The sequence below is a fragment of the Eubacterium sp. MSJ-33 genome, assembly GCF_022174665.1.
In the GTDB taxonomy this organism is placed as follows: Bacteria; Bacillota; Clostridia; order Lachnospirales; family Lachnospiraceae; genus Coprococcus_C.
Genome location: NZ_CP076562.1, coordinates 2,760,743 through 2,786,198 on the forward strand (window position 1 = coordinate 2,760,743; position 25,456 = coordinate 2,786,198).

Annotated in this window: 25 protein-coding genes; 24 read left to right on the top strand and 1 reads right to left on the bottom strand. The window is 45.7% G+C overall.

Annotated features, from left to right (window positions below):
- The first annotated feature begins 265 nt into the window (after positions 1-265).
- The 12 genes from carB (at position 266) to KP625_RS12850 (ending at position 15,718) form a co-directional block, all read left to right on the top strand.
- Positions 266-3,484 (top strand): carbamoyl-phosphate synthase large subunit, encoded by a 3,219-nt coding sequence (gene carB, locus KP625_RS12795; protein ID WP_238298271.1) that lies wholly within the window; start codon positions 266-268, stop codon positions 3,482-3,484.
- A gap of 376 nt (positions 3,485-3,860) precedes the next feature.
- Positions 3,861-6,047 carry an anaerobic ribonucleoside-triphosphate reductase gene (gene nrdD, locus KP625_RS12800; protein WP_238298273.1) on the top strand — a complete coding sequence of 729 codons (2,187 nt, stop codon included), beginning with the start codon at positions 3,861-3,863 and terminating at the stop codon, positions 6,045-6,047.
- A 229-nt stretch (positions 6,048-6,276) separates the two neighbouring features.
- The gene (locus KP625_RS12805; RefSeq protein WP_238298275.1) at positions 6,277-6,435 is read left to right on the top strand and encodes a hypothetical protein; all 159 of its coding nucleotides are present in this window, start codon (positions 6,277-6,279) and stop codon (positions 6,433-6,435) included.
- Between the two features lie 325 nt (positions 6,436-6,760).
- On the top strand, positions 6,761-7,621 hold the full coding sequence (locus tag KP625_RS12810; RefSeq protein WP_238298277.1) for a phosphoribosylaminoimidazolesuccinocarboxamide synthase: 861 nt from the start codon (positions 6,761-6,763) through the stop codon (positions 7,619-7,621).
- Between the two features lie 158 nt (positions 7,622-7,779).
- The gene (locus KP625_RS12815; RefSeq protein WP_238298278.1) at positions 7,780-8,349 is read left to right on the top strand and encodes an RNA polymerase sigma factor; all 570 of its coding nucleotides are present in this window, start codon (positions 7,780-7,782) and stop codon (positions 8,347-8,349) included.
- A complete protein-coding gene (locus KP625_RS12820; protein WP_238298280.1) occupies positions 8,333-9,157 on the top strand; it encodes a hypothetical protein in 825 nt (274 codons plus the stop codon). Before KP625_RS12815 ends, KP625_RS12820 begins: the two co-directional genes overlap by 17 nt.
- Before the next feature lie 111 nt (positions 9,158-9,268).
- Complete coding sequence (locus tag KP625_RS12825) at positions 9,269-10,708, top strand: hypothetical protein (RefSeq protein WP_238298282.1); 1,440 nt, start codon at positions 9,269-9,271, stop codon at positions 10,706-10,708.
- Positions 10,709-10,731: 23 nt separating this feature from the next.
- Positions 10,732-11,211, top strand: coding sequence for an RNA polymerase sigma factor (locus KP625_RS12830; RefSeq protein WP_177971122.1), 480 nt, complete (start codon positions 10,732-10,734; stop codon positions 11,209-11,211).
- On the top strand, positions 11,204-11,845 hold the full coding sequence (locus tag KP625_RS12835; RefSeq protein WP_238298284.1) for a hypothetical protein: 642 nt from the start codon (positions 11,204-11,206) through the stop codon (positions 11,843-11,845). The genes KP625_RS12830 and KP625_RS12835 overlap by 8 nt, the downstream gene beginning before the upstream one ends.
- Before the next feature lie 89 nt (positions 11,846-11,934).
- Complete coding sequence (locus tag KP625_RS12840; protein ID WP_238298286.1) at positions 11,935-13,629, top strand: vWA domain-containing protein; 1,695 nt, start codon at positions 11,935-11,937, stop codon at positions 13,627-13,629.
- A 307-nt stretch (positions 13,630-13,936) separates the two neighbouring features.
- Entirely contained in the window at positions 13,937-15,391 is a 1,455-nt protein-coding gene (locus tag KP625_RS12845) for an alpha-amylase (protein WP_238298287.1), read from the top strand.
- 27 nt (positions 15,392-15,418) lie between these two features.
- Positions 15,419-15,718 (top strand): YerC/YecD family TrpR-related protein, encoded by a 300-nt coding sequence (locus KP625_RS12850; RefSeq protein ID WP_117780528.1) that lies wholly within the window; start codon positions 15,419-15,421, stop codon positions 15,716-15,718.
- Between the two features lie 45 nt (positions 15,719-15,763).
- On the opposite strand, the gene KP625_RS12855 is transcribed toward KP625_RS12850, so the two are convergent.
- Positions 15,764-15,964 (bottom strand): DUF378 domain-containing protein, encoded by a 201-nt coding sequence (locus tag KP625_RS12855; RefSeq protein ID WP_238298289.1) that lies wholly within the window; start codon positions 15,962-15,964, stop codon positions 15,764-15,766.
- Between the two features lie 198 nt (positions 15,965-16,162).
- On the opposite strand from KP625_RS12855, the gene KP625_RS12860 reads away from it, so the two are divergent.
- From KP625_RS12860 to KP625_RS12910, 12 genes are all read left to right on the top strand, one after another.
- On the top strand, positions 16,163-17,569 hold the full coding sequence (locus KP625_RS12860) for an amidophosphoribosyltransferase (RefSeq protein ID WP_117780526.1): 1,407 nt from the start codon (positions 16,163-16,165) through the stop codon (positions 17,567-17,569).
- 4 nt (positions 17,570-17,573) lie between these two features.
- Positions 17,574-17,852 (top strand): hypothetical protein, encoded by a 279-nt coding sequence (locus KP625_RS12865; RefSeq protein ID WP_177970445.1) that lies wholly within the window; start codon positions 17,574-17,576, stop codon positions 17,850-17,852.
- On the top strand, positions 17,852-18,907 hold the full coding sequence (gene mutY / locus KP625_RS12870) for an A/G-specific adenine glycosylase (protein WP_238298292.1): 1,056 nt from the start codon (positions 17,852-17,854) through the stop codon (positions 18,905-18,907). Before KP625_RS12865 ends, mutY begins: the two co-directional genes overlap by 1 nt.
- Positions 18,908-18,935: 28 nt before the next feature.
- Positions 18,936-19,877: a YitT family protein gene (locus KP625_RS12875; protein ID WP_238298293.1), complete on the top strand. Its 942-nt coding sequence runs from the start codon at positions 18,936-18,938 to the stop codon at positions 19,875-19,877.
- A gap of 44 nt (positions 19,878-19,921) precedes the next feature.
- A complete protein-coding gene (locus KP625_RS12880; protein ID WP_118544712.1) occupies positions 19,922-20,188 on the top strand; it encodes an FYDLN acid domain-containing protein in 267 nt (88 codons plus the stop codon).
- Between the two features lie 81 nt (positions 20,189-20,269).
- Entirely contained in the window at positions 20,270-21,196 is a 927-nt protein-coding gene (locus KP625_RS12885) for a prephenate dehydratase (protein WP_238298294.1), read from the top strand.
- A 21-nt stretch (positions 21,197-21,217) separates the two neighbouring features.
- Complete coding sequence (locus KP625_RS13595) at positions 21,218-21,346, top strand: hypothetical protein (protein WP_255731602.1); 129 nt, start codon at positions 21,218-21,220, stop codon at positions 21,344-21,346.
- A gap of 147 nt (positions 21,347-21,493) precedes the next feature.
- Positions 21,494-22,876, top strand: a complete 1,383-nt coding sequence (locus KP625_RS12890; protein ID WP_177970448.1) for an MATE family efflux transporter — start codon at positions 21,494-21,496, stop codon at positions 22,874-22,876.
- Entirely contained in the window at positions 22,873-23,307 is a 435-nt protein-coding gene (locus KP625_RS12895; protein WP_021986379.1) for a Fur family transcriptional regulator, read from the top strand. The genes KP625_RS12890 and KP625_RS12895 overlap by 4 nt, the downstream gene beginning before the upstream one ends.
- Complete coding sequence (locus KP625_RS12900) at positions 23,304-24,221, top strand: DMT family transporter (protein ID WP_238298295.1); 918 nt, start codon at positions 23,304-23,306, stop codon at positions 24,219-24,221. The genes KP625_RS12895 and KP625_RS12900 overlap by 4 nt, the downstream gene beginning before the upstream one ends.
- A gap of 123 nt (positions 24,222-24,344) precedes the next feature.
- The gene (pfkB, locus tag KP625_RS12905) at positions 24,345-25,253 is read left to right on the top strand and encodes a 1-phosphofructokinase (RefSeq protein ID WP_238298296.1); all 909 of its coding nucleotides are present in this window, start codon (positions 24,345-24,347) and stop codon (positions 25,251-25,253) included.
- 51 nt (positions 25,254-25,304) lie between these two features.
- Complete coding sequence (locus KP625_RS12910) at positions 25,305-25,445, top strand: hypothetical protein (protein WP_238298297.1); 141 nt, start codon at positions 25,305-25,307, stop codon at positions 25,443-25,445.
- Positions 25,446-25,456 lie beyond the last annotated feature (11 nt).

Here is a 25,456-nt window from a genome sequence, read left to right on the forward strand (position 1 = left end):
CATATAAAGATTCAATTTATCCAATGAGATTTTGAAACAAAACAATACAGTATATAGAGTTGGACGTGTTTATTGATTCTAAAGCAGACCATCGGAACACGTCGGCACTTAATGAACGGCAAACTTGTTTGTCGTGAATTTAGTGTCCGCTACGTGTGGAGCTGAGCGAGAGCGCGTCTGCGTAGAATAATAAACACGTCCAACTCTTATCATAGTGTAAATGTTTCAAAATCGGATTAAATACACTACATACAAGGGGGCAAATATGAGCAAAAGAGAAGACATTAAAAAAGTTCTGATTATCGGTTCCGGTCCAATCATCATCGGTCAGGCATGTGAGTTTGACTATTCCGGCACGCAGGCATGTAAAGCTTTAAGACAGCTCGGTTACGAGATTATTCTGGTGAATTCCAATCCTGCAACAATTATGACAGATCCGGGTATTGCGGATGTGACATATATTGAGCCGTTAAATGTGACAAGACTGGAGCAGATTATTGCCAAGGAACGTCCGGACGCGATATTACCGAACCTCGGTGGTCAGTCGGGTCTTAATTTGTGTTCCGAGCTTGCAGCCGCAGGTGTACTTGACAAATATAATGTAAAGGTTATCGGCGTTCAGGTAGATGCAATCGAACGTGGCGAGGATCGAATTGAATTTAAGAAAACTATGAATAAACTGGGAATTGAGATGGCACGCAGTGAGGTTGCCTATTCTGTGGAAGAGGCACTTGCAATTGCAGATAAGCTTGGTTACCCAGTTGTTTTGCGTCCGGCCTATACAATGGGCGGTGCCGGTGGCGGACTTGTCTACAATGTAGAAGAATTAAAGACCGTCTGTGCGAGAGGCTTGCAGGCAAGTCTGGTAGGACAGGTACTGGTTGAAGAGTCAATTCTCGGTTGGGAAGAGCTGGAACTCGAGGTTGTCCGTGATGCAAAGGGTAACATGATTACGGTCTGCTTCATCGAGAACATTGATCCGCTTGGTGTGCACACCGGAGATTCCTTCTGTTCGGCACCAATGCTTACAATCTCTGAGGAATGTCAGAAGCGTCTGCAGGAGCAGGCATATAAGATTGTAGATGAAGTACAGGTCATCGGTGGTACAAACGTACAGTTTGCACATGACCCTGTGACAGACCGTATCATTGTAATCGAGATCAACCCTAGAACATCCCGTTCCTCTGCGCTTGCTTCCAAGGCAACAGGTTTCCCGATTGCACTTGTATCAGCGATGCTTGCAGCAGGACTTACGCTGGATGAGATTCCTTGTGGTGTACACGGAACGCTCGACAAATATGTTCCGGGTGGCGATTATGTCGTAATCAAGTTCGCAAGATGGGCATTTGAGAAGTTCAAGGATGCACAGGATAAGCTTGGTACCCAGATGCGTGCTGTGGGCGAAGTTATGAGTATCGGTAAGACTTATAAGGAAGCATTCCAGAAGGCAATCCGAAGCTTGGAGATCGGCCGTTACGGACTCGGCTTTGCGAAGGATTTCCATGATAAGACAAAGGAAGAATTGCTTGTGATGCTGCGTGAGCCAACAAGCGAGAGACAGTTTATCATGTACGAGGCACTTCGGAAGGGTGCTACGGTTGAGGAATTATACAACCTGACGAAGATCAAACATTATTTCATCGAGCAGATGAAAGAGCTTGTGGAAGAGGAAGAAGCCCTGCTTGCAAAGAAGGGTGAGACACTCGACAAGGAGACTATGGAGCAGGCGAAGAAGGATGGTTTCTCAGACCGTTACTTAAGCAAGCTGCTCGAAGTTCCGGAGGATGATATCCGTAATACGCGTCTTGGCTATGGTATCACCGAGAGCTGGGAACCGGTACATGTAAGCGGAACCGAAGACCGTGCATATTATTATTCTACTTACAATGCACCGGATCATACGACGATTTCAAACAACAAGAAGATTATGATTCTTGGCGGTGGTCCAAACCGGATCGGACAGGGTATCGAATTTGATTATTGTTGCGTGCATGCGGCACTTGCACTAAAAGAACTTGGATTTGAGACAATCATTGTAAACTGTAACCCGGAGACGGTTTCTACGGATTACGATACTTCCGATAAATTGTATTTCGAGCCATTGACACTCGAAGATGTACTTTCTATCTATGAGAAGGAACAGCCGGTGGGCGTGATCGCACAGTTTGGCGGACAGACACCATTGAATCTGGCAGCAGACTTGAAGAAGAACGGTGTGCGTATCCTTGGTACATCGCCGGAAGTTATTGATATGGCAGAGGATCGTGACCTGTTCCGTGCAATGATGGAGAAGCTTGATATCCCGATGCCGGAAGCCGGTATGGCTACGAATGTTGAGGAAGCACTGGCAGTTGCGGAGAAGATCGGTTATCCGGTTATGGTTCGTCCTTCTTATGTCCTTGGCGGACGTGGCATGGAGGTTGTCAGCGAGCCGGAATCTCTGAAGAAATATATGGCAGCTGCTGTTGGCGTGACACCGGATCGGCCAATCCTGATCGACCGTTTCCTGCGTCATGCAACCGAGTGTGAGGCAGATGCGATTGCAGATGGCAAACATGCATTTGTACCAGCCGTTATGGAGCATATCGAGCTTGCAGGTGTTCATTCCGGTGATTCCGCATGTATTCTTCCATCCAGAGGAATTCCGGAAAAACTCGTGGAGACGATTAAAGATTACACAAGAAAGATCGCAGAGGAAATGGGTGTCTGCGGTTTGATGAATATGCAGTATGCAATCGAAAACGACAAGGTATATGTACTCGAGGCAAATCCGCGTGCATCCCGTACCGTTCCATTGGTATCCAAGGTATGTGGCGTATCTATGGTGAAGATTGCAACACAGATCATGACAAGTGAGTTAACCGGCAAGCCATCTCCACTTCCGCAGATGAAGGAAGTAAAGCCGAAGTATTACGGCGTGAAGGAAGCCGTATTCCCATTCAACATGTTCCAGGAGGTTGACCCGGTATTAGGACCTGAGATGCGTTCGACCGGCGAGGTACTTGGACTTTCAACGAATGTCGGCGAGGCATTCTACAAGGCACAGGAAGCAACCCAGACAAGACTTCCGAAGGAAGGCACGGTGCTTTTCTCTGTCAGCCGCAAGGATAAGCCGGAAGTTGTAGATATTGCGAAGACATTTGAAAAATGCGGATTCCATATCGTGGCTACAGGTACTACTTATGAGCTTTTGATCGCAAATGGCATCAAGGCAGACCGTATCAACAAGATGCAGGAGGGCAGACCGAACATTGTGGATGCGGTGATGAATGGCAAGATCCAGCTCATCATCAATACACCGGCTGCACAGGAAGAGAAGCTGTTTGACGACAGCTATATCCGTAAGACCGCAATCCGTGCAAAGGTTCCATATATGACCACGATGGCAGCCGCACGTGCAACCGCAGAGGGTATCGAGGCAGTCTTGAAATATGGTGAGATCGGTGTTATGTCATTGCAGGAGATCCATAAGGCAATCCAATAATCGACAAAAAAATGCGGTAAAATTCAAATAAAAAATGTATACGTGTATACATGCAAAAAGGAGGGTGTAAATTTATATTTACATCTTCCTTTTTTAGTAAGTGTGTATTATAATAGCACTTGGTTACTAAATATAGTGTATAAATCAGATTAAATACACTATATTTAGTACAATAAAAATGTAATATACATTCTGGATATATCTATAGTATTCACGTTATACATTGTAAATAATTTAGAAATTGCTGCGTATGGTAGGAAATATTATGTCTGAGAAACATCATTCGCATTGTTTGGATGCAATGGAGATAAATGATTTACAATGCATCATGCGAGTACGGAGTATATTGTATAGAAACATAAAAGAGGGAGTTATTATGGATGCAGTACACACAAATGTAATTAAGAGAAATGGCGAGGAAGTAAATTTTGACCTGGACAAAATCGTCAATGCAATCACTGCCGCGAACAAAGAGGTAGACCGGTTGCACCAGTTGAACGATTATCAGGTGCAGGCAATCGCCGATAATATTGCAAAGCAGATTGAGATCATGACACATGCGATTCACGTGGAAGATATTCAGGATATGGTGGAGACCGGAATTATGGAGATGCGTGGATACGAGGTGGCACAGAAATATGTGCGTTATCGGTATAAACGTGAACTTGCAAGAAAATCAAACACGACCGATAACGGAATTTTAGCATTGATCGATCATCTGAATGAGGAAGTTAATCAGGAGAATTCGAATAAGAATCCGGTTATTAATTCGACCCAGCGTGATTATATGGCAGGTGAGGTCAGCAAGGATCTGACGAAGCGTATGCTGCTTCCGGAAGAGATTGTGGAAGCACATGAACAGGGAATTATCCATTTCCATGATTCGGATTATTTCGCACAGCGGGAACATAACTGCGACCTCGTGAATCTGGAGGATATGCTGCAGAACGGAACCGTTATCAGCGAGACAATGATTGAGAAGCCGCACAGCTTCTTCACTGCATGTAATGTCACAACACAGATCGTGGCGCAGGTAGCAAGTAACCAGTATGGCGGACAGTCCTTTACACTTTCCCATATCGCACCGTTTGTCGATGTAAGCCGGAAGAAGATCCGCGAGCAGGTAATCGAGGAGCGGAAGATGTGTGGCGAAGCACTTGACGAGGAAGTGATCAGCAAGATTACAGAGAGTCGTCTGCATGCAGAGGTAAAGAGCGGAATCCAGACGATCCAGTACCAGCTTATTACCCTTATGACCTGTAACGGGCAGGCACCGTTCGTCACGATGTTCATGTATCTTGATGAGGTACCGGAAGGTCAGACACGGGATGATCTTGCAATGATTATCGAGGAAGTGTTGCAGCAGAGAATCCAGGGTGTCAAGAACGAGAAGGGTATCTGGATTACACCTGCATTTCCGAAGCTTATTTATGTGCTTGACAAAGATAATATCACCGAGGATTCCAAGTATTGGTATCTGACCGAACTTGCTGCGAAATGTACCGCAAAGCGCATGGTGCCGGATTATATTTCCGCGAAGGTGATGCGCGAACTGAAAAATGGTGATGTGTATCCGTGCATGGGCTGCCGGTCATTCCCGACATCTGAGGATGGTCAGAGAAATCCGGATGGAACAAGAAAATATTACGGGCGATTCAATCAGGGTGTTGTCACGATTAACTTAGTCGATGTTGCATGTTCCGCAGAGGGACATATGGACCGGTTCTGGGAGATTCTCGAATCCCGTCTGGAACTGTGTCACCGGGCACTTCGATGCAGACATGAGCGTCTGCTTGGAACGGTATCCGATGTGGCACCAATTCTGTGGCAGCATGGTGCGCTTGCGAGACTCAAGAAGGGTGAGACCATCGATAAATTACTGTTCAATGGATATTCAACGATCTCGCTTGGGTATGCAGGACTTTGTGAGATGTGCGTGCGCATGACAGGCAAGACACATACTTCCCCAGAAGGCAAGAAGCTTGCACTCGAAGTGATGCAGAAATTAAATGATAAGTGTAAAGAGTGGAAAGAAGCAGAGAACATCAGCTATTCCGTCTATGGTACGCCGATGGAATCTACGACATACAAATTCGCCAAGTGCTTACAGAAGCGGTTTGGTATTATCAAGGGTGTTACTGATAAGAACTACATTACGAACAGCTACCATATCCATGTTACGGAGCCGGTCAATGCATTCGATAAGCTGAAATTCGAATCTGAGTTCCAGAAGCTTTCACCGGGTGGCGCAATCAGCTACGTGGAAGTACCGAATCTGCAGGATAATGTGGAGGCGGTTATCTCCGTGATGAAATTCATTTATGATAACATTTTATATGCGGAGTTAAATACGAAGAGCGACTACTGCGAGATCTGCGGCTATGATGGCGAGATTAAGATCGTGACCGACGAGAATGGCAAGCTTATCTGGGAGTGCCCGAACTGTGGCAACCGTGACCAGAACAACCTGTTCGTTGCCCGTAGAACCTGTGGCTACATCGGAACACAGTTCTGGAATCAGGGCCGGACGCAGGAGATTAAAGACCGCGTACTTCATTTGTAAAGTTGTAAGGGGCTCAAAAAAGCATTTTTTCGGTCTGAAAGCCGAAAATGTACAAACCCCTTTATACATGTTGTAATAGAGACAAGTAAGGAACAGATGAAATATCTGTTTTCAGACTGTAGACAAAGCCCGTGGCAGATGCCACGGGCTTTTGTCTTTTTTGTGCGATATGGGGCATGGGGAATTGGAGCAAAGCCGGTGGATTTGGAGAAGATACTCCAAACCGGAAATGTTACTTAGAGCTGGAATTGGAGCAAAGCCGGTAGATATGGAGAAGATGCCCCAAACCGGAAAAGTTTGCTTAGCTTTGGAATTGGAGCAAAGTAAGCGAATAAGAAAAATTGCTCCAATTTTGGAAGGCAAGCAAAAAATAGACATGGAGCAATAAAGGAAAAAAGATAAAAATGCTCCAAGACAGAAGAAATATAAGAAAAATGCACTTGCTTAAGTATCGCCAAGGTGCTAGTATGTATGAGTAATTTTGTTTTACGAATAAAATGTATATAAGTTTGTGCATAACTACTAATTCTAAAGCAGACCATTGAAGCACGCTGGCACTTAATGAGCGACAGCTTCATCGTCGCGAATTTAGTACCACTGCGTGATGAAGTGAGCGAGAGCGCGTCTGCGTAGAAATAGTAGTTATGTGCAAACTTTAGAAAAACTATATGTAAAACAATATGACTCATTAAAAAGACAAAGGAGATAAGAACATGAAGCCGATCAAAGAAGGAAAAGTTCGTGAGATCTACGACAACGGAGACAGCCTGATCATGGTTGCAACAGACCGTATCAGCTGCTTTGATGTAATCCTGAACAATCAGGTAACAAAGAAGGGTACTGTATTGACACAGATGTCAAAATTCTGGTTCGATATGACAGAGGACATCCTTCCAAACCATATGATTTCCGTAGATGTAAAGGATATGCCGGAGTTCTTCCAGCAGCCACAGTTTGATGGAAACAGCATGCTCTGCCGGAAATTGAATATGCTTCCAATCGAGTGTATCGTAAGAGGTTATATCACAGGTAGTGGCTGGGCAAGCTACAAGGAAAATGGAACCGTCTGTGGCATCAAACTTCCTGATGGTTTGAAGGAGAGCGACAAGCTGCCTGAGCCAATTTACACACCATCCACCAAGGCTGAGATCGGTGATCATGACGAGAACATCTCTTATGAGCAGAGCGTAGCGCATCTTGAGAAGTATTTCCCAGGCAAGGGAGAAGAATATGCGGCAAAGCTTCGCGATTATACAATTGCCCTGTACAAGAAATGTGCAGAGTACGCACTTTCACGAGGTATCATCATTGCAGATACAAAGTTTGAGTTCGGTCTGGACGAGGACGGCAATATCGTACTTGGCGATGAGATGCTGACACCGGACAGCTCCAGATTCTGGCCGGCAGAAGGCTATGAGCCGGGACATGGCCAGCCATCCTTCGACAAGCAGTTTGCACGTGACTGGTTAAAGGCAAACGAAGGTCATAACTGGACATTGCCACAGGATATTGTAGATAAGACCATCGACAAATATCTGCAGGCATACAAGCTGTTGACAGGAAAAGATTTATAAGACCAAATAATGAGGCGGCAGGATGAAGAGTCTTGCCGCTTTTTTCAGTAGAATACATAGACATATGGATGGTGAATTCATGCAATCGAAAAAACATCCATAAAAAATAAAACCAGAAACGTATAATATATAGCAGGGGCTATGAGGGGACAGGTTATATGACAGAACATGAATTTTATACTGCCATAAAAGGTCTTGCAAAAGGAAATAAGGACATGCTTCATGCCATCTACGACGCATATGGACGGCTGATCTATACGATCGTTTATGACATCTTAAAGAATCGGGAGGACGCGGAGGATGTGACATCGGAATTCTTCATCAAGCTGATCCGGGCAGCAGGAACTTATCAGAAGAAGACATCACACCGGGCATGGCTGATTCGGATTGCAAGAAATATGGCGATTGATCTGCTGAGGAAGCGAGGACATGAATATCTGTTGTACGAGACAGAAGATGCGCCGCAGGATAAATTAGAAGAAGGTGGGATGGCTGAGACAGCGTCCACCGTAGAAGAACATGTGATACTGGCAGAGGATATGCGGCAGGCGATGCAGATGCTTTCCGACCGCGAGCGGGAAGTGCTGGATCTGAAGCTTGCAGGGGAATTGAAATTTCGGGATATCGCGGAAGTCTTGGGGCAGCCGCTTGGCACGGTGACGTGGCTGTACAATCAGGGAATCAAGAAATTAAGGAGGTGTCTGAAAGACTATGGAACAGAAGAATAGATTAACTGAAGAAGAAAAAGTATATCAGGCACTTCGTACACAGGATATGCAGGACATGCCGGATCTGTGGAGCCGGATCGATGCGGGTTTTGCGGAGGAAATAACAAATCAGAAAACAGTTCGGAAAAGGGGAAGAACCAGACAGCTTATACTGGTGGCAGCAGCAATTCTGATCGTGATCATTGCGGTACCGGTAGGTATCAGTTCGATGCGTAAATCGAATATGAAGGAAATGAAAACAGAAACGGCAGCAGATATGCATGTGACAGAGGCTGGCATGGATGAAATGGCAGATGAGGCAGTGGCAGCAGATAGTGCACTGCCGAACATTGCAGATCAGACAGTGCAGGCAGACAGTGAAATTCAGGAAAGTGCAGATGCGAGCGTGAACCATATGGACAGCAATGGAATAACGGAGGCACAGACGGATGCGGCGATAGCTGCAAACCAATCCGCAAACCAAGATTCCGAAGAAAGTAATGATGGAAATAATCAGCTGAGCTATCAGGCAATCACACAGGTGATTCTCACGCAGTATGATGCACAGGGAAAAATCGTTCAGCGGTTTGACAGCGCAGACATAGATGAAACAATTGATAAGGTGCAGTTCCTGTTAGAAGCGTATCAGGTACTGGACTGGAAACCGGTGGATATGATAAAATCTGACATGCCATATTACCTGATGGAACTGAAACTGCAGGATGGATCGAGTGTTGCAAATGTTTATTATGAAGCAGAAAATACGGAAGGAAAGACCGTTGCAGATCTTATGACTGAATTACAGAAAATGAATGAAATAAAAAAATGATGAATTTCATGCAACCTTTTTACCGGATATAGAGTGTTATATATGGAGCAAAAGAGTTCCCACCGGGTAAAACTATGTCCGGTGCCGGGAGATAATTAAGGAGGACAGAGAATGGACAACAATCAGAACCAACAACCAAATGGCTATGGAATGCCACAGCCGAATATGCAGGCAGGAATGCCGGGACAGACACCACAGCCTGGCTATGGTACACCAGGCCAGACTCCACAGCAGGGTTATGGAATGCCGGGGCAGGGAGTGCAGCCGGGCATGCAGGCAGGAATGCCGGGACAGACACCACAGCCTAGCTATGGAATGCCGGGACAGAACGTGCAGCCGGGATACGGCATGCCACAGCAGCCAGCCGGTGGGAATCAGCCGCCAAAGAAAAAGAAAACCGGCCTGATCGTCGGCTTGATCATTTTAGCGGTAGTATTGATCGGTGGCGGCATCTTCGCATTTATGAAGTTTGGCAAGAAGGATGGAAGCAAAGGCAGCAGCAAGGATGCAGAAGCAGCAAAGCAGACCGTTGTAGATTTCTGTGAAGGTATGAAGAACCGGGATATGGATGCAATCGTAGATGCATATTATCCGGATCTCCAGTCCAGCGTGGAGAACAACTTCTATACAGCCAATGGTGTATCATCCGAAGATGAATTCTGGGATCACTATGATACCGTATTTGGCGGATACTCATTTGCATACACAGCATCTGACGCAGAGAAAGTATCAGATTCCAAGAAACAGAGTACACTGGATATCGTCAATGCAGCATATAGTTTATCCCTGGATGCCGACACCATGTATGAGGTAGATACAGAGGAGACATACTCTGGTTCCAACGGTAAGATGGTACTGGCTGAGCAGATTTACTTGATTGAAGAAGATGGTAAGTGGTATGTGATCTACGCAGAGTCTACACAGAAGGAAAACACACTTGTAGCGGCTGCACCGGAAGATACAGAGGAAGATACGGAAGAGACAACTGAGGCAGAGGAAGAGACGACCGAAGCAACAACCGAGAGCGCTGCAAGCACAACACCGGTAAATGCAGATGGCTTTGACTGGGCGAATATGCAGTTTACAATGCTTGGAAAACCTTATAACCTTGCGACACTTACCTATGATGATATCTTAGCAATGGGTTATTCCATTGATGACGAATATCTCGAGGAGGAACTCGAAGACAATCAGTATTCGATGAGTGCCCGTGCAGAGGCTGCCGATGAGTCAGACATGTATATCCGTTTCAAGAACTTTACCGGTGAAGGAACAAAGAAAGTTCCGGATTGTGAGATTCTTGGAATCGAGCTTAGCCGTGATGATTTTGATAACAAGTATGATGCAGCACTTGGAAATGGCATCACATTTGGCATGACACCGGATGAGGTAAAGGCGGTCATGGGCGAACCGACTGATAGTTATACGAGCGATACGAGTGATTACATGACACTGACATACGAAGAAAATGATGATGCATACGCAAGCAGCGTGGAATTTACATTCCAGGAAGGTGTGCTTACAAAGTTCGATATGGAGAATTACAATTAAAATCATTTCATGGAGGAATCAAGTTGGAAGACCATGCAGGGATTGCACAACTTGTTGAGATGTATGCATCGATGATCTACCGCATCGCATATACGCGGATGCAGAATGTCACCGATGCAGAGGATATCACCCAGGAGGTTTTGCTTAAATATCTGAAAGCGGGCAAAACCTTCAGGGATGAAGAACATCGAAAGATGTGGCTGATCAGAGTGACAGTAAATACAATTAAATCAAGTTTGACAAGTGCGTGGCGAAGACATACGGTTGCCTTAGATGATGTAACAGAACCTTCGTATCAACAGCCGGATCTGCCTGTATTAAAAGAGAAGGTAGAGAAGCTTCCGGAGCGCTATCGACTGCCAATGTATCTTTATTATTATGAAGAGCTATCGGTAAAGGAGATTGCGCATGTGATAAAAAGTACGGAGGGAACAGTGAAATCGCTTTTGAGCAGGGGGAGAAAGATGCTCAGGGACGAATTGAAGGAGGATGGCTATGTCTGAGAACATGAAGAAGATATATCAAGCGTATGCGGATTCGATTGCACCCGCACCGGACATGCAGGCACGCCTGAAAAGGCAGCTGTATGTGCAGATGCAGGAGGAACATCCCGGAAAACGAAGAAACGGAATGATACATTTCAACCGGTGGCTGGTTGTAGCATGTATGCTGTTCCTTATGAGCAGCGGTTATCTTACCTATGCGGTAATGCGAACTTCCGGACAGACCGGGAGGGCAGACAGCAGTTGGATCATCGGAGCTGACACAGGTGGAACGCGTCTGCTGGGAGAAAAGAATGTTGCGGCTGCCGATATCGAACGGTACCCGGAAGAAGAAAAACCATGGATTCTGCAGGAGATGCTGGAACTCGATTCCGTCATAGTACTCTGTACCACGGAAGATGAAAGTGGCGTAGGAAAACAGATGCGCATGTCGGAGGATGCTCTCCGTTCATTATGTGAATCACTGCAAGGTGTAACAATCTGTGAGGATGTAACGTCCGGCACGATAGCAGTAGAATCAGCAGTCCGCTATCAGGTACTGATACAGTATAAGCCATTTATCAGTTTTACGGTTTATGACGGCACATATTTACAAATCGGGAACGGAACTACGATTTATAAAATAAAAAATTAAAAAGTACCATAAAAAAGGAATCCTCCTTCGTATCTTATATAGAGGCTTTTGAAAACAAAGATGTATATAAGATCGAAGGAGGATTTTTTATGAGAAAACGAATTTTAGCAATGGCGTTAAGCATCTGTATGGCGGTGGCTGTATGTGGATGCGGAAACAAAAAAGAAGCAGATGAAACGCAGACAGGAAGGACAGATGCAACGGTTCCTTCCGGTGATGTGGCAGAGGAAGATAATGAAATGCAGGTGGACGGAATTATGCAGGAATCTGCAGCCAGTATGGCGTCAGCAGATTGCGAATCTGGTTTTTATGATGACTATCTGCAATGTCCGGATACGGAAGAATGGAATACAAACGAATATTCCTACACAGAGGAAAATCCATGGATGAATGTGCAGACGTCACCGCTATCAACCTTCGCTGCAGATGTGGATACAGCAAGCTATACACAGATCCGAAGTGCAATCGAAAATGGATATGATATTGATCCGTCGATGGTGCGTATTGAGGAAATGCTTAATTATTTCCATTACGATTATCCGCTCCCGAAAGATGATGAGAAGTTTGCTGTGTACACAGAGTATATGGACTGCCCTTGGAACGAGGACACGAAGCTGGCACTTGTCTCTATGAATACACAGGCAATTGATTTTAAAAGTGCGCCTGCATCTAACCTTGTGTTCCTGATTGATGTGTCCGGGTCCATGTTTGACGATAACAAGCTTCCTCTTGTGCAGCAGTCGCTTACGATGCTGGCAGAAAATCTGACCGAGAAAGATCGCGTGTCGATTGTTACATATGCGGGTTCGGACGAAGTGGTTTTACAGGGCGTAAGTGGTGACAACTATCATGAAATCTCCGCAGCGATTGAAGGGCTTGAAGCCTATGGAAGCACGAATGGAAGTGCCGGAATCGAGACGGCGTATAATCTTGCACAGAAATACTTCATCAAGGGTGGAAATAACCGTGTGATTCTCTGCACCGATGGGGATCTGAACGTCGGACTGACCAGTGAAGGACAATTAGAGAAGCTGATCACGGAGAAGAAGGAAAGTGGAGTATTCTTAAGTACCTTCGGTGTCGGCTATGGCAATTACAAGGACAACAAGCTGGAGCTGCTGGCGGACAAAGGAAACGGAAACTACGCGTATATCGACTCGATGTTTGAGGCGAAGAAAGCATTGGTCGATGAGCTCGGTGCCAATATGGTGACTGTGGCAAAGGATGTCAAATTACAGGTGGAATTCAACCCGGAGCAGGTGAAGGGCTACCGGTTGATCGGATATGAAAACCGTGTGATGGCGGCTGAGGATTTCGCGGATGACACAAAGGATGGCGGAGAGATGGGAGCCGGACACAGTGTGACCGCACTTTACGAGATCATCCCGATTGATTCGGAGATGAAACTGCCGGAAACAGACTTGAAATACGGTGAAACTGCACAGGTTCTAATCTGTGGAACCGAAGATTACACCGATGAATTATTTAACGTCAATATCCGCTATAAAGAGCCGGATGGCGATGAGAGCAAGCTGGAATCCTATCCGTGTAAGACAGAAAACTACAACAAGGATGGCTCCGACAATCTGCGTTTTGCAGCCAGCGTCGCCGCCTTCGGAATGCTATTAAAAGACAGCGAATATTCCGGCAGTGCCGACCTTGGCATGGTGTACACGCTTGCCAGTTATGCAGCCGGGACGGATGAGTACAAGAAGGAATATCTTAGTTTGGTGAGAAACTATGGAGAGAAGCAACCTGGATTCTCCGAGGATATAGTAGAATAATTGACAGTTTCAAATCATATAGAGAAAGATATTACAAACATAATTATATCAACACCCAGCAGGCATATTGGACAAATGGATTCCAAGAAGGGGCATTTGCGACCGCCGGTACTTAATGAGCACGAAGTGCGAATTTAGTACCGATGCGCGGAGCAACTAAGCGGAAGCGGCCCCTGATTGGAACCATTGTCCGATATGCCTGCGTCCGTTGGAAGAGTCTGTTAGAAATAGGAAAATAAACTTTACGTAACCCAAACCATTTGTTATAATACTTTAAAATGTTAAAGTATTGCGGAGGTAGAAACTCATGGGTATGAATGGAACTATGATGCAGTATTTTCAGTGGGATCTTCCTGCAGATGTATCCCTTTGGAAAGCACTGGCAGAAGATGCGGCAAAATTAAAGACCGCAGGGGTGACGGCAGTCTGGTTACCGCCGGCATATAAAGGCGCACAGGGAAAAGAAGATGTCGGATACGGCGTCTATGATCTGTATGACCTGGGTGAGTTTAATCAGAAGGGCTCTGTCCCGACGAAGTATGGTACGAAAGCTGAATACTTGGCAGCGATCAAAGCACTGCATGAAAAGAAAATTCAGGTATATGCAGATATTGTACTGAATCATAGAATTGGTGCAGATGAGGTGGAGCAGGTGTCTGCGGAAGAGTTCAATGCGAACAGCCGGAATCAGATGGTAGGCGATTCCAAGACGATTGGGGCGTGGACGAAGTTTACATTTCCGGGAAGAAAAGGAAAATATTCTGATTTTACATGGAACTGGACACATTTTGATGGCATCGACTGGGATCAGGACAGAGCAGTCAAATCCATCTTCAAGTTTGCGGGAAAAGACTGGGATAAGGAAGTGGATTCCGAGTTTGGAAACTACGATTATCTGATGGGTGCGGATCTGGATTTTAACAATCCGGAGGTAACGGAGGAGCTTACCCGTTGGGGCAAGTGGTATACCGAGCAGACCGGCATTGACGGATACCGGCTTGATGCGGTGAAACATATCAACAAATATTTCTATAAGGACTGGCTGCGTGCCATGAAAGAAGATGTCGAAAAGGATTTGTTTGCAGTCGGCGAGTATTGGCACTGGGATGTCAATGTATTACAGGATTACATAAATGCGAACGAGAGTGAGTTAAGTCTCTTCGATGTGCCGCTCCATTTTAACTTCCATAATTGCTCGAAGGCACATGGCAATTACGATCTGCGCACGATTTTAGATGGTACGCTTGCTAAGGTGAATCCGATGAAGGCAGTAACCTTTGTCGATAACCATGACAGCCAGCCGGGACAGTCACTGGAGTCGTGGGTAGAGGATTGGTTCAAGCCGATGGCATATGCGATTATCCTGCTTCGTCAAGAAGGCTATCCATGTGTATTCTATGGCGATTACAAGGGAATCCCAACGGCGAAAATCAAGTCGAAGAAGCGGGAGCTTGACAAGCTGATGAAGCTTCGTAAGAATCAGGCATATGGCGCACAGCACGATTATTTCGATGATCCAAACTGCATTGGCTGGACACGCGAAGGTGATGAGGAACATAAGAATTCCGGTATGGCAGTTGTGATCTCTGATGGAACCGGCGGCACAAAGCATATGTATATTGGAAAGCAGTTTGCGGGATGTCATTTCGCGGATGCGATGGGAAATGCAAAATATAACATCAAGATTGACGAGGAAGGTTTCGGTGATTTCTATGTAAACCGTGATGCCGTGGCAGTCTGGGTGCACAAAGAGAATAAATAGGATGGCACAAGATGAGTAGGTGATGACATGGAAAAGACAATACGGACACAATTTGTAAAAGAATTTCTCGAAGCTGTACTCACGCTGGAATCGGTAGATGAATGTATGGATTTTTTTGAGGATGTCTGTACGGTGAAGGAAGTACAGTCGATTGCGCAGCGGTTTGCGGTTGCGAAGCTTTTGAAGGAAGGAAAGACTTATGCGGAGGTTGCGAACGAAACAGGTGCTTCGACCGCGACGATCAGCCGTGTAAACCGGTCCTTAAATTACGGAAATGCAAGCTACGATAAAGTATTTGCAAGACTCGAAGAAAAAAATAAGGCATAAAAAATTGCTGTCTGGACACATAGCGGTTCAGACAGCATTTCTTTTTTAGGCGTCTGCACAAGCTCTTCCGTACAGACTGATCATGTAGAGTCCGGAAAGACCGACCAAAGCATAGATGACACGTGTAAATGCGGTTGCATCGCCGAAAATTCCGGATACGAGATTGAAATCAAAGAAGCCAATCAGTCCCCAGTTGATAGCACCGATGATGGCGATTGTAAGAGCCACACAGTTTAATATTTTCATAACAAACCTCCATATACGTTAAAAATACAGAAATGTACTTTCTTACATCTATCATTTCCCACTCCTGCAAAAATATACATTCGATTTTAAAAAAGTGTTTCAAAACAAGCATATTATTGTTATAATGTTATGTGGTAAAAATATGTTCAAAAATAAAAAGCATATAGGGAAAGGCCACGAAAGTGGAAAGGTACAGTCATGGGCGGTTTTTTTGGAGTTGCGTCAAAAGAGGATTGTGTATTTGATTTGTTTTTTGGAACAGATTATCATTCCCATCTTGGAACAAGACGTGCAGGTATGGCAGTGTATAGTGAGGAACATGGATTTGAAAAAGCAATCCATAAGATTGACAATGCACCATTTCGGACAAAGTTTGATAAAGAAGCAAATACCATGAAAGGTAACTTCGGAATCGGATGTATCTCAGACTATGAGGCACAGCCGATTTTAGTGCGTTCACATCATGGTACGTTTGCAATTACAACCGTTGGCAAGATTAACAATGCACAGGAAATCATTGATACAATTTTGCAGGGAAGGACACATTTCTTTGAGATGAGCAATGGTGAGATCAATGCGACAGAACTTGTGGCTGCAATTATCGATCAGAAGGATAATTTTATTGATGGTATCCGCTATGCGCAGGAGATTATCGAGGGATCCATGTCCATGCTGATCCTGACACCGAAGGGAGTTTACCTTGCAAGAGATAAATACGGAAGAACACCGATTATCGTCGGTAAGAAGGATGGCGCATTCTGTGCGACTTTTGAGAGTTTTGCTTTCTTGAATCTCGGTTATTCGACTTACCGGGAACTTGGTCCCGGCGAGGTAGCTGTTATGACGAGTGATGCGTTAAAGACACTGGTTCTGCCGGGCAAAGAGATGAAGATTTGTACCTTCCTTTGGATCTACTATGGTTATCCGTCTTCCACTTATGAAGGTGTGAATGTTGAGGAGATGCGGTATCGTTGCGGACAGCTTCTTGCAAGACGGGATAATGTCAAGCCGGATATCGTTGCGGGTGTTCCGGATTCCGGTACGGCGCATGCGGTTGGATATGCAAATGAGTCAGGGATTCCATTTTCCAGACCATTTATCAAATATACACCGACATGGCCACGGTCATTTATGCCGACGATTCAGAGTAAACGTAACCTGATTGCGAAGATGAAGCTGATCCCGATTGAAGAGCTGATCCGGGATAAGAGCCTGCTGCTGATTGATGATTCCATCGTGCGTGGTACACAGCTTCGTGAGACGACAGAATATTTGTTTGAGAGTGGGGCAAAGGAAGTGCATATTCGTCCTGCGTGTCCACCGCTTGTATATGGATGTAAATACTTAAACTTCTCCCGTTCAAACTCTGAGATGGAGCTGATTACAAGAAATGTTATCGCAGAGTTAGAGGGTGGGGATGTCAGCGATGAAGTATTGCAGGAGTACGCAGATTACACGTCTGAGAAATACCAGAAGATGGTTGACAAGATTTGTGAAAAACTGAAATTCACATCACTCCGGTTCCACCGCTTAGATGATATGCTTGAGGCTGTTGGAATCGAGCCGGAGAAGCTTTGTACATATTGTTGGAATGGAAAGGAATAAAACGATGTTAGGTGATATCGAATCAAAACCATGGGATTATAGAACGCTACCGAACAAGATGCTGGAGCTTGTCAAGAATGTGGGCGATATGCAGCAGGAGGGTACCGGGTATTTTACAGATAGTGAATCCGAGATGTTGACAATCCTGAATTACCTGAATTACGGGGAGAAAACGAATATCACGGATTCGATGATTGAACAGATTGAGTTGGCAATCAAGACAATGGAAGGACGCAAGCTTGCAAATCGAGACGAAGATAGTTTCATCAAGCTTGATTTCTGATGAGGACAGAAGAACAGGTGCTTAATGCCATGTTTGAGGCACTCATTCCGTGGTATGAAGCACATAAACGTGAACTTCCGTGGAGAAAGGATAAGGAGCCGTATCATGTGTGGCTGTCAGAGATCATGCTGCAGCAGACGCGTGTGGAGGCGGTCAAGGAATATTACCGGCGATTTCTTACGGCACTTCCGACGATTGCGGATCTGGCGGAGGCACCGGAGGAACAGATCTTAAAGCTCTGGGAAGGACTTGGATATTATAACCGTGTGCGCAATCTGCAAAAGGCGGCACAGACAATCTGTGCGGATTATACAGGCGTATTTCCGTCGGAATATGCGCAGATCCGGAGTTTATCCGGTATCGGTGATTACACGGCAGGGGCAATCGCATCGATCTGCTTTGATGCACCGACACCGGCGGTGGATGGAAATGTATTGCGTGTGTATAGCAGGCTTCTGGCGGATGATGCAAACATTGATCTGCAGATGACAAAGAAACGCATCGCGAAGAAACTGCAGGAGACGTATCCGCGGAAAAATCCGGGAATCGCGACGCAGGCACTGATGGAGCTTGGCGCAACCGTCTGTGTGCCAAATGGTGCACCGCGGTGTGACGTATGCCCGGTAGCGGAGATCTGTCAGGCACGGGAGCAGGACACCTGGAGAAATCTGCCCGTCCGCAGTGAGAAGAAGAAACGAAAGATTGTGGAAAAGACTGTATTTATCCTGCTTACGGAGGATACCGTGGCATTGCATAAGCGAAGTGCAAGCGGACTTCTGGCAGGAATGTGGGAATTCCCGAATGTGGATGCAAAGCTTGACAAGCAGGAGGCGGTAACTCAGGTAACCGGCTGGCAGGCAGATCCGGTTGATCTTCTGATGCAGACAAGCTACACACATATATTCAGCCATGTGGAATGGCATATGACAGCGTATTATATCCGATGTCGGAAAACAAATAAAAAATGGAAGTGGGTAACAAAGGAGAGCCTGGACGAGACGTATGCATTACCATCTGCGTTTCGCCCGTTTCGGGAACAGATTGAGAATTTGTAGGTAAAATTAAAAATTAGGAGGATTGCGAATGGAAAAAATCAGGAAAGTATGTGGCATGCTCAGTATCAAGAACTTTTTGCTCCTGACGGTTGCGGGAATTGTCAATGCGTTTGGCGTTGTTATATTTTTAGCTCCGGTCAAACTGTATGATAGCGGTATCTCGGGAACTGCTATGCTGGTGTCCCAGCTCACACCGAAATGGATCAGTCTTTCTCTGGTTTTGATTCTCTTAAATATTCCAATCTTCTTACTTGGATTAAAGCGCGAGGGCGTGGTATTTACAATCTATGCGATTTATGCGGTTTTGATCTATTCCATTGTTGCATGGATCATCACAGATATTCTGCCGGTCGATGTGACGATCGTATCCCCGCTTGCCGGAAGTGATTTGTTTCTGTGTGCAATCTTCGGAGGTATTATCTCCGGGTGCGGAAGTGGTCTTGCGGTACGGTTTGGCGGTGCGATGGACGGTATTGACATCATCGGTGTTATGTTCGCGAAGAAGCTTGGGTTAAGTCTTGGCTCGTTTGTAATGGCATACAATGTAATCTTATACATCATATGTGGAATCGTGCTTGACAGCTGGATTCTGCCGCTTTACTCGGTTGTGACCTATGCGGCAGCATCCAAAACGATTGATTTCTTCGTGGAGGGCTTCGATCGTTCCAAGGCAGCCTTTATCGTGACAGAACATCCGAAGCATGTATGCGAGGCACTTTCCACGGCATTTGAAAACGGTATCACAACGATTGACGCGAAAGGATATTATTCGAATACCGACCGCACGCTGGTGTATTTCATTGTGAACCGGTTCCAGGTCGGCAAGATGCGGAATCTGGTACATAGCATTGATCCGTATGCGTATATCGCAATCAATGATGTAGCAGATATCTTCCCGGCGACAAACCTGAATGACCTGAAGGGTGAAAATAAATTGGATGATACAGGAGATTCCGATGATGCAGAATAAGGGATCCCGTGAAAGAGATAGATGTAAAGGAGTAAAGTCAGCATATGTATTATGTACCGGAAGGAACAACCCGTTGTGGGTATTATGAATGTGAAAGCTGTGGAGAGAAATTCCTGTCTCTGCAGACGATGGAGCATATCAACTGTCCATACTGTGAGGCGGAATTTGATCCGGAGATCGGACCGGATGAGACTATGCAGGTGGCTGAAGACACCGCAAAGCTGATACAGGTATTGGAAGGTGAGGATGTCGAGAAGATGGACGCATTACTCAGTCTTGCCATTACCGGTGGAAATTTCGAGTGGATATAATGCGTGCACAGATGAAGCACTAAGCTGGATTCGCAAGTGAATCAGCGGATAGAAAATGCACGTTTGGGAGGAGACATCTACATGATAGCAGTATTAGGACCGAAAGGGACATTTTGCGATAAGTCCTATGAAGAATATAATAAGAAATATGAGGCAGCACACGGGAAATCATTAGAACCGCTTTATTGTCCGACGATTGACGATGTGTTCGAGCAGCTCTGTACGAACGAAGCGTGTGAGTATGCGGTCGTTCCGGTAGAAAATATGCTGGATGGTTATGTGCAGCGGACACTTGACCTGTTGCTGGAGAAAAACGTCTATATCGTCGATGAAAATCAGGTGGCAGTCCAGTTTTCACTGCTTGCCAATGCGGACAAGATTGAAGATATCAGGAAGATTTACGTGCAGTTCAAGACGAACGGGCAGTGCAGACAGTTCCTGCATACTCTGCATGACGCAGAGATTGTAACGACGAACAGCAACATGGAATCTTATTATAAGATACAGGATGAACGGGGTGCAGCGGCAATCGTACCACATCATGTGATACAGGCGGACGATGCGCGCGTGCTTGCAGAAGATGTGACAGATGCAAAGGGTAATCATACCCGTTTTATCATTCTGCGCAAGGGCGTGTTAGACGTGGAAAATCCGGATCTTGAAAAGCAGCTTGAAGAGCTTGTAAGTAACGAGAAAGGGTTGGATGCAGGTGCAGATGGCACAGAGAAAGCCACGGAGCTTACACGGGAGAAAGTACGAATCCCGGTCTATATCATGCCTGCAACCGACCGGCCCGGAATCTTGTTCGATATCCTGCGCCGGTTCTATGACAAACGCATTAACTTGATCTCAATCATGTCCCGTCCGACAAAACAATCGATGGGAACCTACAACTTCTACATTGAGATCGACTGCCTGACCGAGCGGCTCGAAGTTGTCGTGGAAACACTGCGGCAGATACAGGTATATAACGATATTAAGATACTTGGAGCATACAAGGAACATTAGATAAGCCAGGCATCATATAAGATGAGTGTTTATGGAATCATGGCAACCCTGATGAAATATGGCAGAGCTGCATCCACAGAACAGATTGTAAAGCAGACCGTTGAAGCACGCTGGTACTTAATGAGCGACTGTTTTTTGTCGCGAATTTAGTATCCACTGCGTGCTGAACCGAGCGAGAGCGCGTCTGCGTACAATTGTTCTGCGGATGTAGCTTCTCAGAAGAATAATCAGGGTTGCCATGATTCGGAAACAGAGTAAAAAGGAGGCGAGGCGTACCGGACATACGGTGCGGCAACGATGAATAAGGATTTAACAGTAGGGAAACCGGAGCGTGTATTGTGGAGGTATTGCATTCCGTTACTTGGAAGCGTCATTTTCCAGCAGCTATATAATATTGCAGACAGTCTGGTCGCAGGAAAATATGTTGGTAAAAATGCACTTGCAGCCGTGGGAAATTCTTATGAGATTACATTGATTTATATGGCGTTTGCGTTTGGCTGTAACATGGGGTGTTCCGTTATTGCGGCGCAGTTTTTCGGGGCGAAGAATTACCGGAAGATGAAGACGACCGTCTATACGACATTTATATATTCGGCGGTGCTGTGTCTGATTTTGACACTGACCGGACTTTTTGCGGGCGGCGCATTGCTGCATCTGATACATACGCCGGCAGATATATTTGCAGATTCCAAGCTGTATTTGGACGTGTATACTGGCGGACTTGTATTTTTGTTCTTCTATAACATTGCAACCGGTATATTCTCGGCACTCGGAGATTCGAAAACACCGTTTATATTCTTGGCTTTTTCATCGGTATCCAATGTGTTTGTAGATATCCTGTTTGTAAAGAGCTTTCATATGGGCGTGGCAGGTGTCGCGTGGGCGACATTTATCTGTCAGGGCGTAAGCTGTATCCTGTCTGTGATCGTTGTGTTGCTTCGGCTGCGGAAGATCAAGGATGAACACGAAGGACATCAGAAGGTGCCGGTATTTTCCGGAGAGATCTTCGGTAAGATGCTGAAAATCGCGATACCGAGTACCCTGCAGCAGGGCTTCGTGTCGATCGGAAATATCATCATCCAGAGTATTATCAACAGCTTCGGCTCAGATGTGATCGCAGGATATGCGGCAGCCGTGAAGCTCAATAACATGGTTATCACGACATTTACAATGCTTGGAAACGGCGTCTCGAATTTTGCGGCACAGAATCTTGGCGCACAGAAGATTGAACGAATCAGTCAGGGATGCAAGGCAGCACTGAAGTTAATCTTTCTTACCTGCGTGCCGGTTGTAATATTGTATCTTTTGTGCAGCGGCAGTCTGGTGCAGCTTTTCATGGATGAAAACAGTATTGAGGCGAAGAAGGTCGGCATTGAATTCCTGCATATATTAGCACCATTTTATTTTGTGGTGTCGGTCAAGCTGATTACGGACGGTGTCCTGCGGGGTGTTGGAGCAATGAAACAGTTTATGGTTACAACATTTCTGGATCTGTTCCTGCGTGTGATCCTAGCCGCACTTTTCTCAAGGGAATGGGGCAGCACCGGAATCTGGCTCGCGTGGCCGGTCGGGTGGACGATCGGAACGACATTATCTGTGATCTTGTACCGGAGTACCGTTAAAAAACTAAAGAGCGCAAATATAAAGAATGAAATAGAAGCGAAAGAGGTGACAGAATGAACGATCAGGAACCAATCGGACAGGTAGCAAGCAGTAAGGAAGAGATTCTGGCTTCACTCAAGGAACATGGATATCGTCTGACAGAGCAGCGCAAGCTGATCGTCGATATTATTGCGAACGAAGAATATACCTGTTGTAAGGAAGTTTATTTTCTGGCGCATAAGCGGGACAACAGCATTGGAATTGCGACCGTGTACCGCATGATTAATACGCTCGAGGAGATCGGCGCGATCAGCCGGAAAAATATACAGAAGAATAATTGCAGTGGCAGATGTTGTGATATGAAGGGCGGCTGTACGGTCGTCACAGAGGAGAGCAAGCAGATTATTCTGACAGAGGAGGATATACAGGAGGCTTTGAAGTATATCATGGAGAAAAACGGATATGCGAATGTGGATGAGATCAAAGCCGTTCTGGTAAATCAGCAATGAGTAAACGAAGAAATTATGATGAGGGTACACATGGAAATCAGCTGCGTGGTGTGTTGTGTGTATTGGTTGGCGCAATCTCGTGGGGATTTTCAGGTGCCTGCGGACAGTTTTTGTTTTCGCACTACAACATCAACACGGCATGGCTTTCGTGCATGCGCATGCTTGTGACAGGTGTAATCCTTACAATTGCATATATTATCCGCGAACGGAAAGCGGCATTTGATATATTCAAGTCCACCCGGGATTTCTTTGGGATTATCCTGTTTGCAATATTCGGTGTGGGCTTGTGCCAGTATGCATATCTCGAAGCCATTCATCATACGAATGCCGGGATTGCAACGGCGTTGCAGTATCTGGCACCTGTGATGGTACTGATCATATCCTGTGTGCGCAGACTGCGTCCACCGAAGTTTCGGGAGATTGTGGCGGTGCTTCTGGCAGTCGGCGGTACATTTCTCATCGCAACGCATGGGAATATCCATCAGATGAGTATCTCGAAAGAGGGACTGAAGTGGGGATTGCTTGCGGCGTTTGGGTTCTGCATGTATACCCTGCTTCCGGAGCGGATGCTCAAAAAATGGGGCAGCCAGCCGGTTGTCGGCTACGGTATGCTAATCTGTGGAGTGGCATATAGCTGTATCGTCAAGGTATGGACGATTCCGGTGCATCTTGATTTTCATGGAGTATTAGCAGTTGCGGCGATGGTTCTGATCGGAACGATGATGTCGTTTTTATTATTCCTGCAGGGAGTACATGACATCGGCCCGGTACGTGCCAGCATGATCTCGAGTGTGGAGCCGGTTTCGGCAACACTTTTTTCCGTGTTGTGGCTTGGATCGGTCATGACGACGATGGATCTGGTGGGTATGGCATGTATTTTAGTGATGGTAATTATATTGTCTGTAAAGGAGTAACAAAAAAGTATATGAATTCCGGGAATGTATAGATAAAAAAACATTTACAATCACGCGGGGAATAGGGTATTATAAAATTAATGTATTGGTTCGGGATCTACTCATAGAGAGAAAGGGAAAAATATGATATATACAGTAACATTTAACCCGTCGCTGGATTATATTCTGGATTTGACGGAATTCGAACGCAACCAGGTGAATCGTACGACAGGTGAGAAGATTCTGCCGGGCGGCAAGGGCATCAACGTATCAATCGTACTGCAGAATCTCGGTATCGACAACCGTGCAATCTGTTTTACATCAGGATTTACCGGGGAAGCTTTGAAAGCGTTGTTGATGCAGCGGAATATGAATGCGGATTTTATTGATATTGCAAATGGACTGACGCGTATCAATGTCAAGATGCGCTGTGGCGATGAGACAGAGGTAAACGGACAGGGACCGGAGATCAAGAGCGAGGATATCGCAGAGCTCTATGAGAAGCTTGGCTATCTGGATCAGGATGATTATCTGGTACTTGCGGGAAGCCTGCCGGCCTGCATGTCCAAGACAACATATATGGATATCATGCAGATGCTGCAATACAATAATAACAAGATTATCGTGGATGCAACCGGAGAACTGCTCACGAATGTTCTTCCGTATCACCCATTTTTAATCAAGCCAAACCGTACCGAGCTTGGAAACCTGTTCGGTGTGGAAGTAACGACGATGGATCAGGCAGAGATGTATGCGAAGCAGCTGCAGGAGCGTGGCGCGAGAAATGTGCTCGTCTCCATGTCGTATCAGGGTGCAGTCCTTGTGACAGAGGATGGCAGAGTGATCCGCGCAGCCGCACCGAAGGGACAGGTGAAGAACTCTGTAGGTGCCGGTGATTCAATGCTTGCCGGATTCCTGGCAGGTTATATCGAGCGCGATGATTACGAGTATGCGTTGAAGCTTGGTATCTGTGCCGGAAGTGCCAGTGCATTTTCCGAGGAGCTTGCAACGAAAGAAGAGATCGATACGCTGTTTCAGACACAGATGGCGTAATTATAATAAAAAGCACAGTCCAGTTTGGATTGTGCTTTTTTATGGAGAGTTGTGAGAAATATAGAAAATGCTTTGCAAACCGTGAGTATAATGGTCGGGGGGAAAGGATATAAAATAAATGATAAATATAGAAGAAATATTGGTGGCAAATGGAATAACTATACTGATGATGAGCTTTCTTCTGATTTGTAGACGAAAAAACA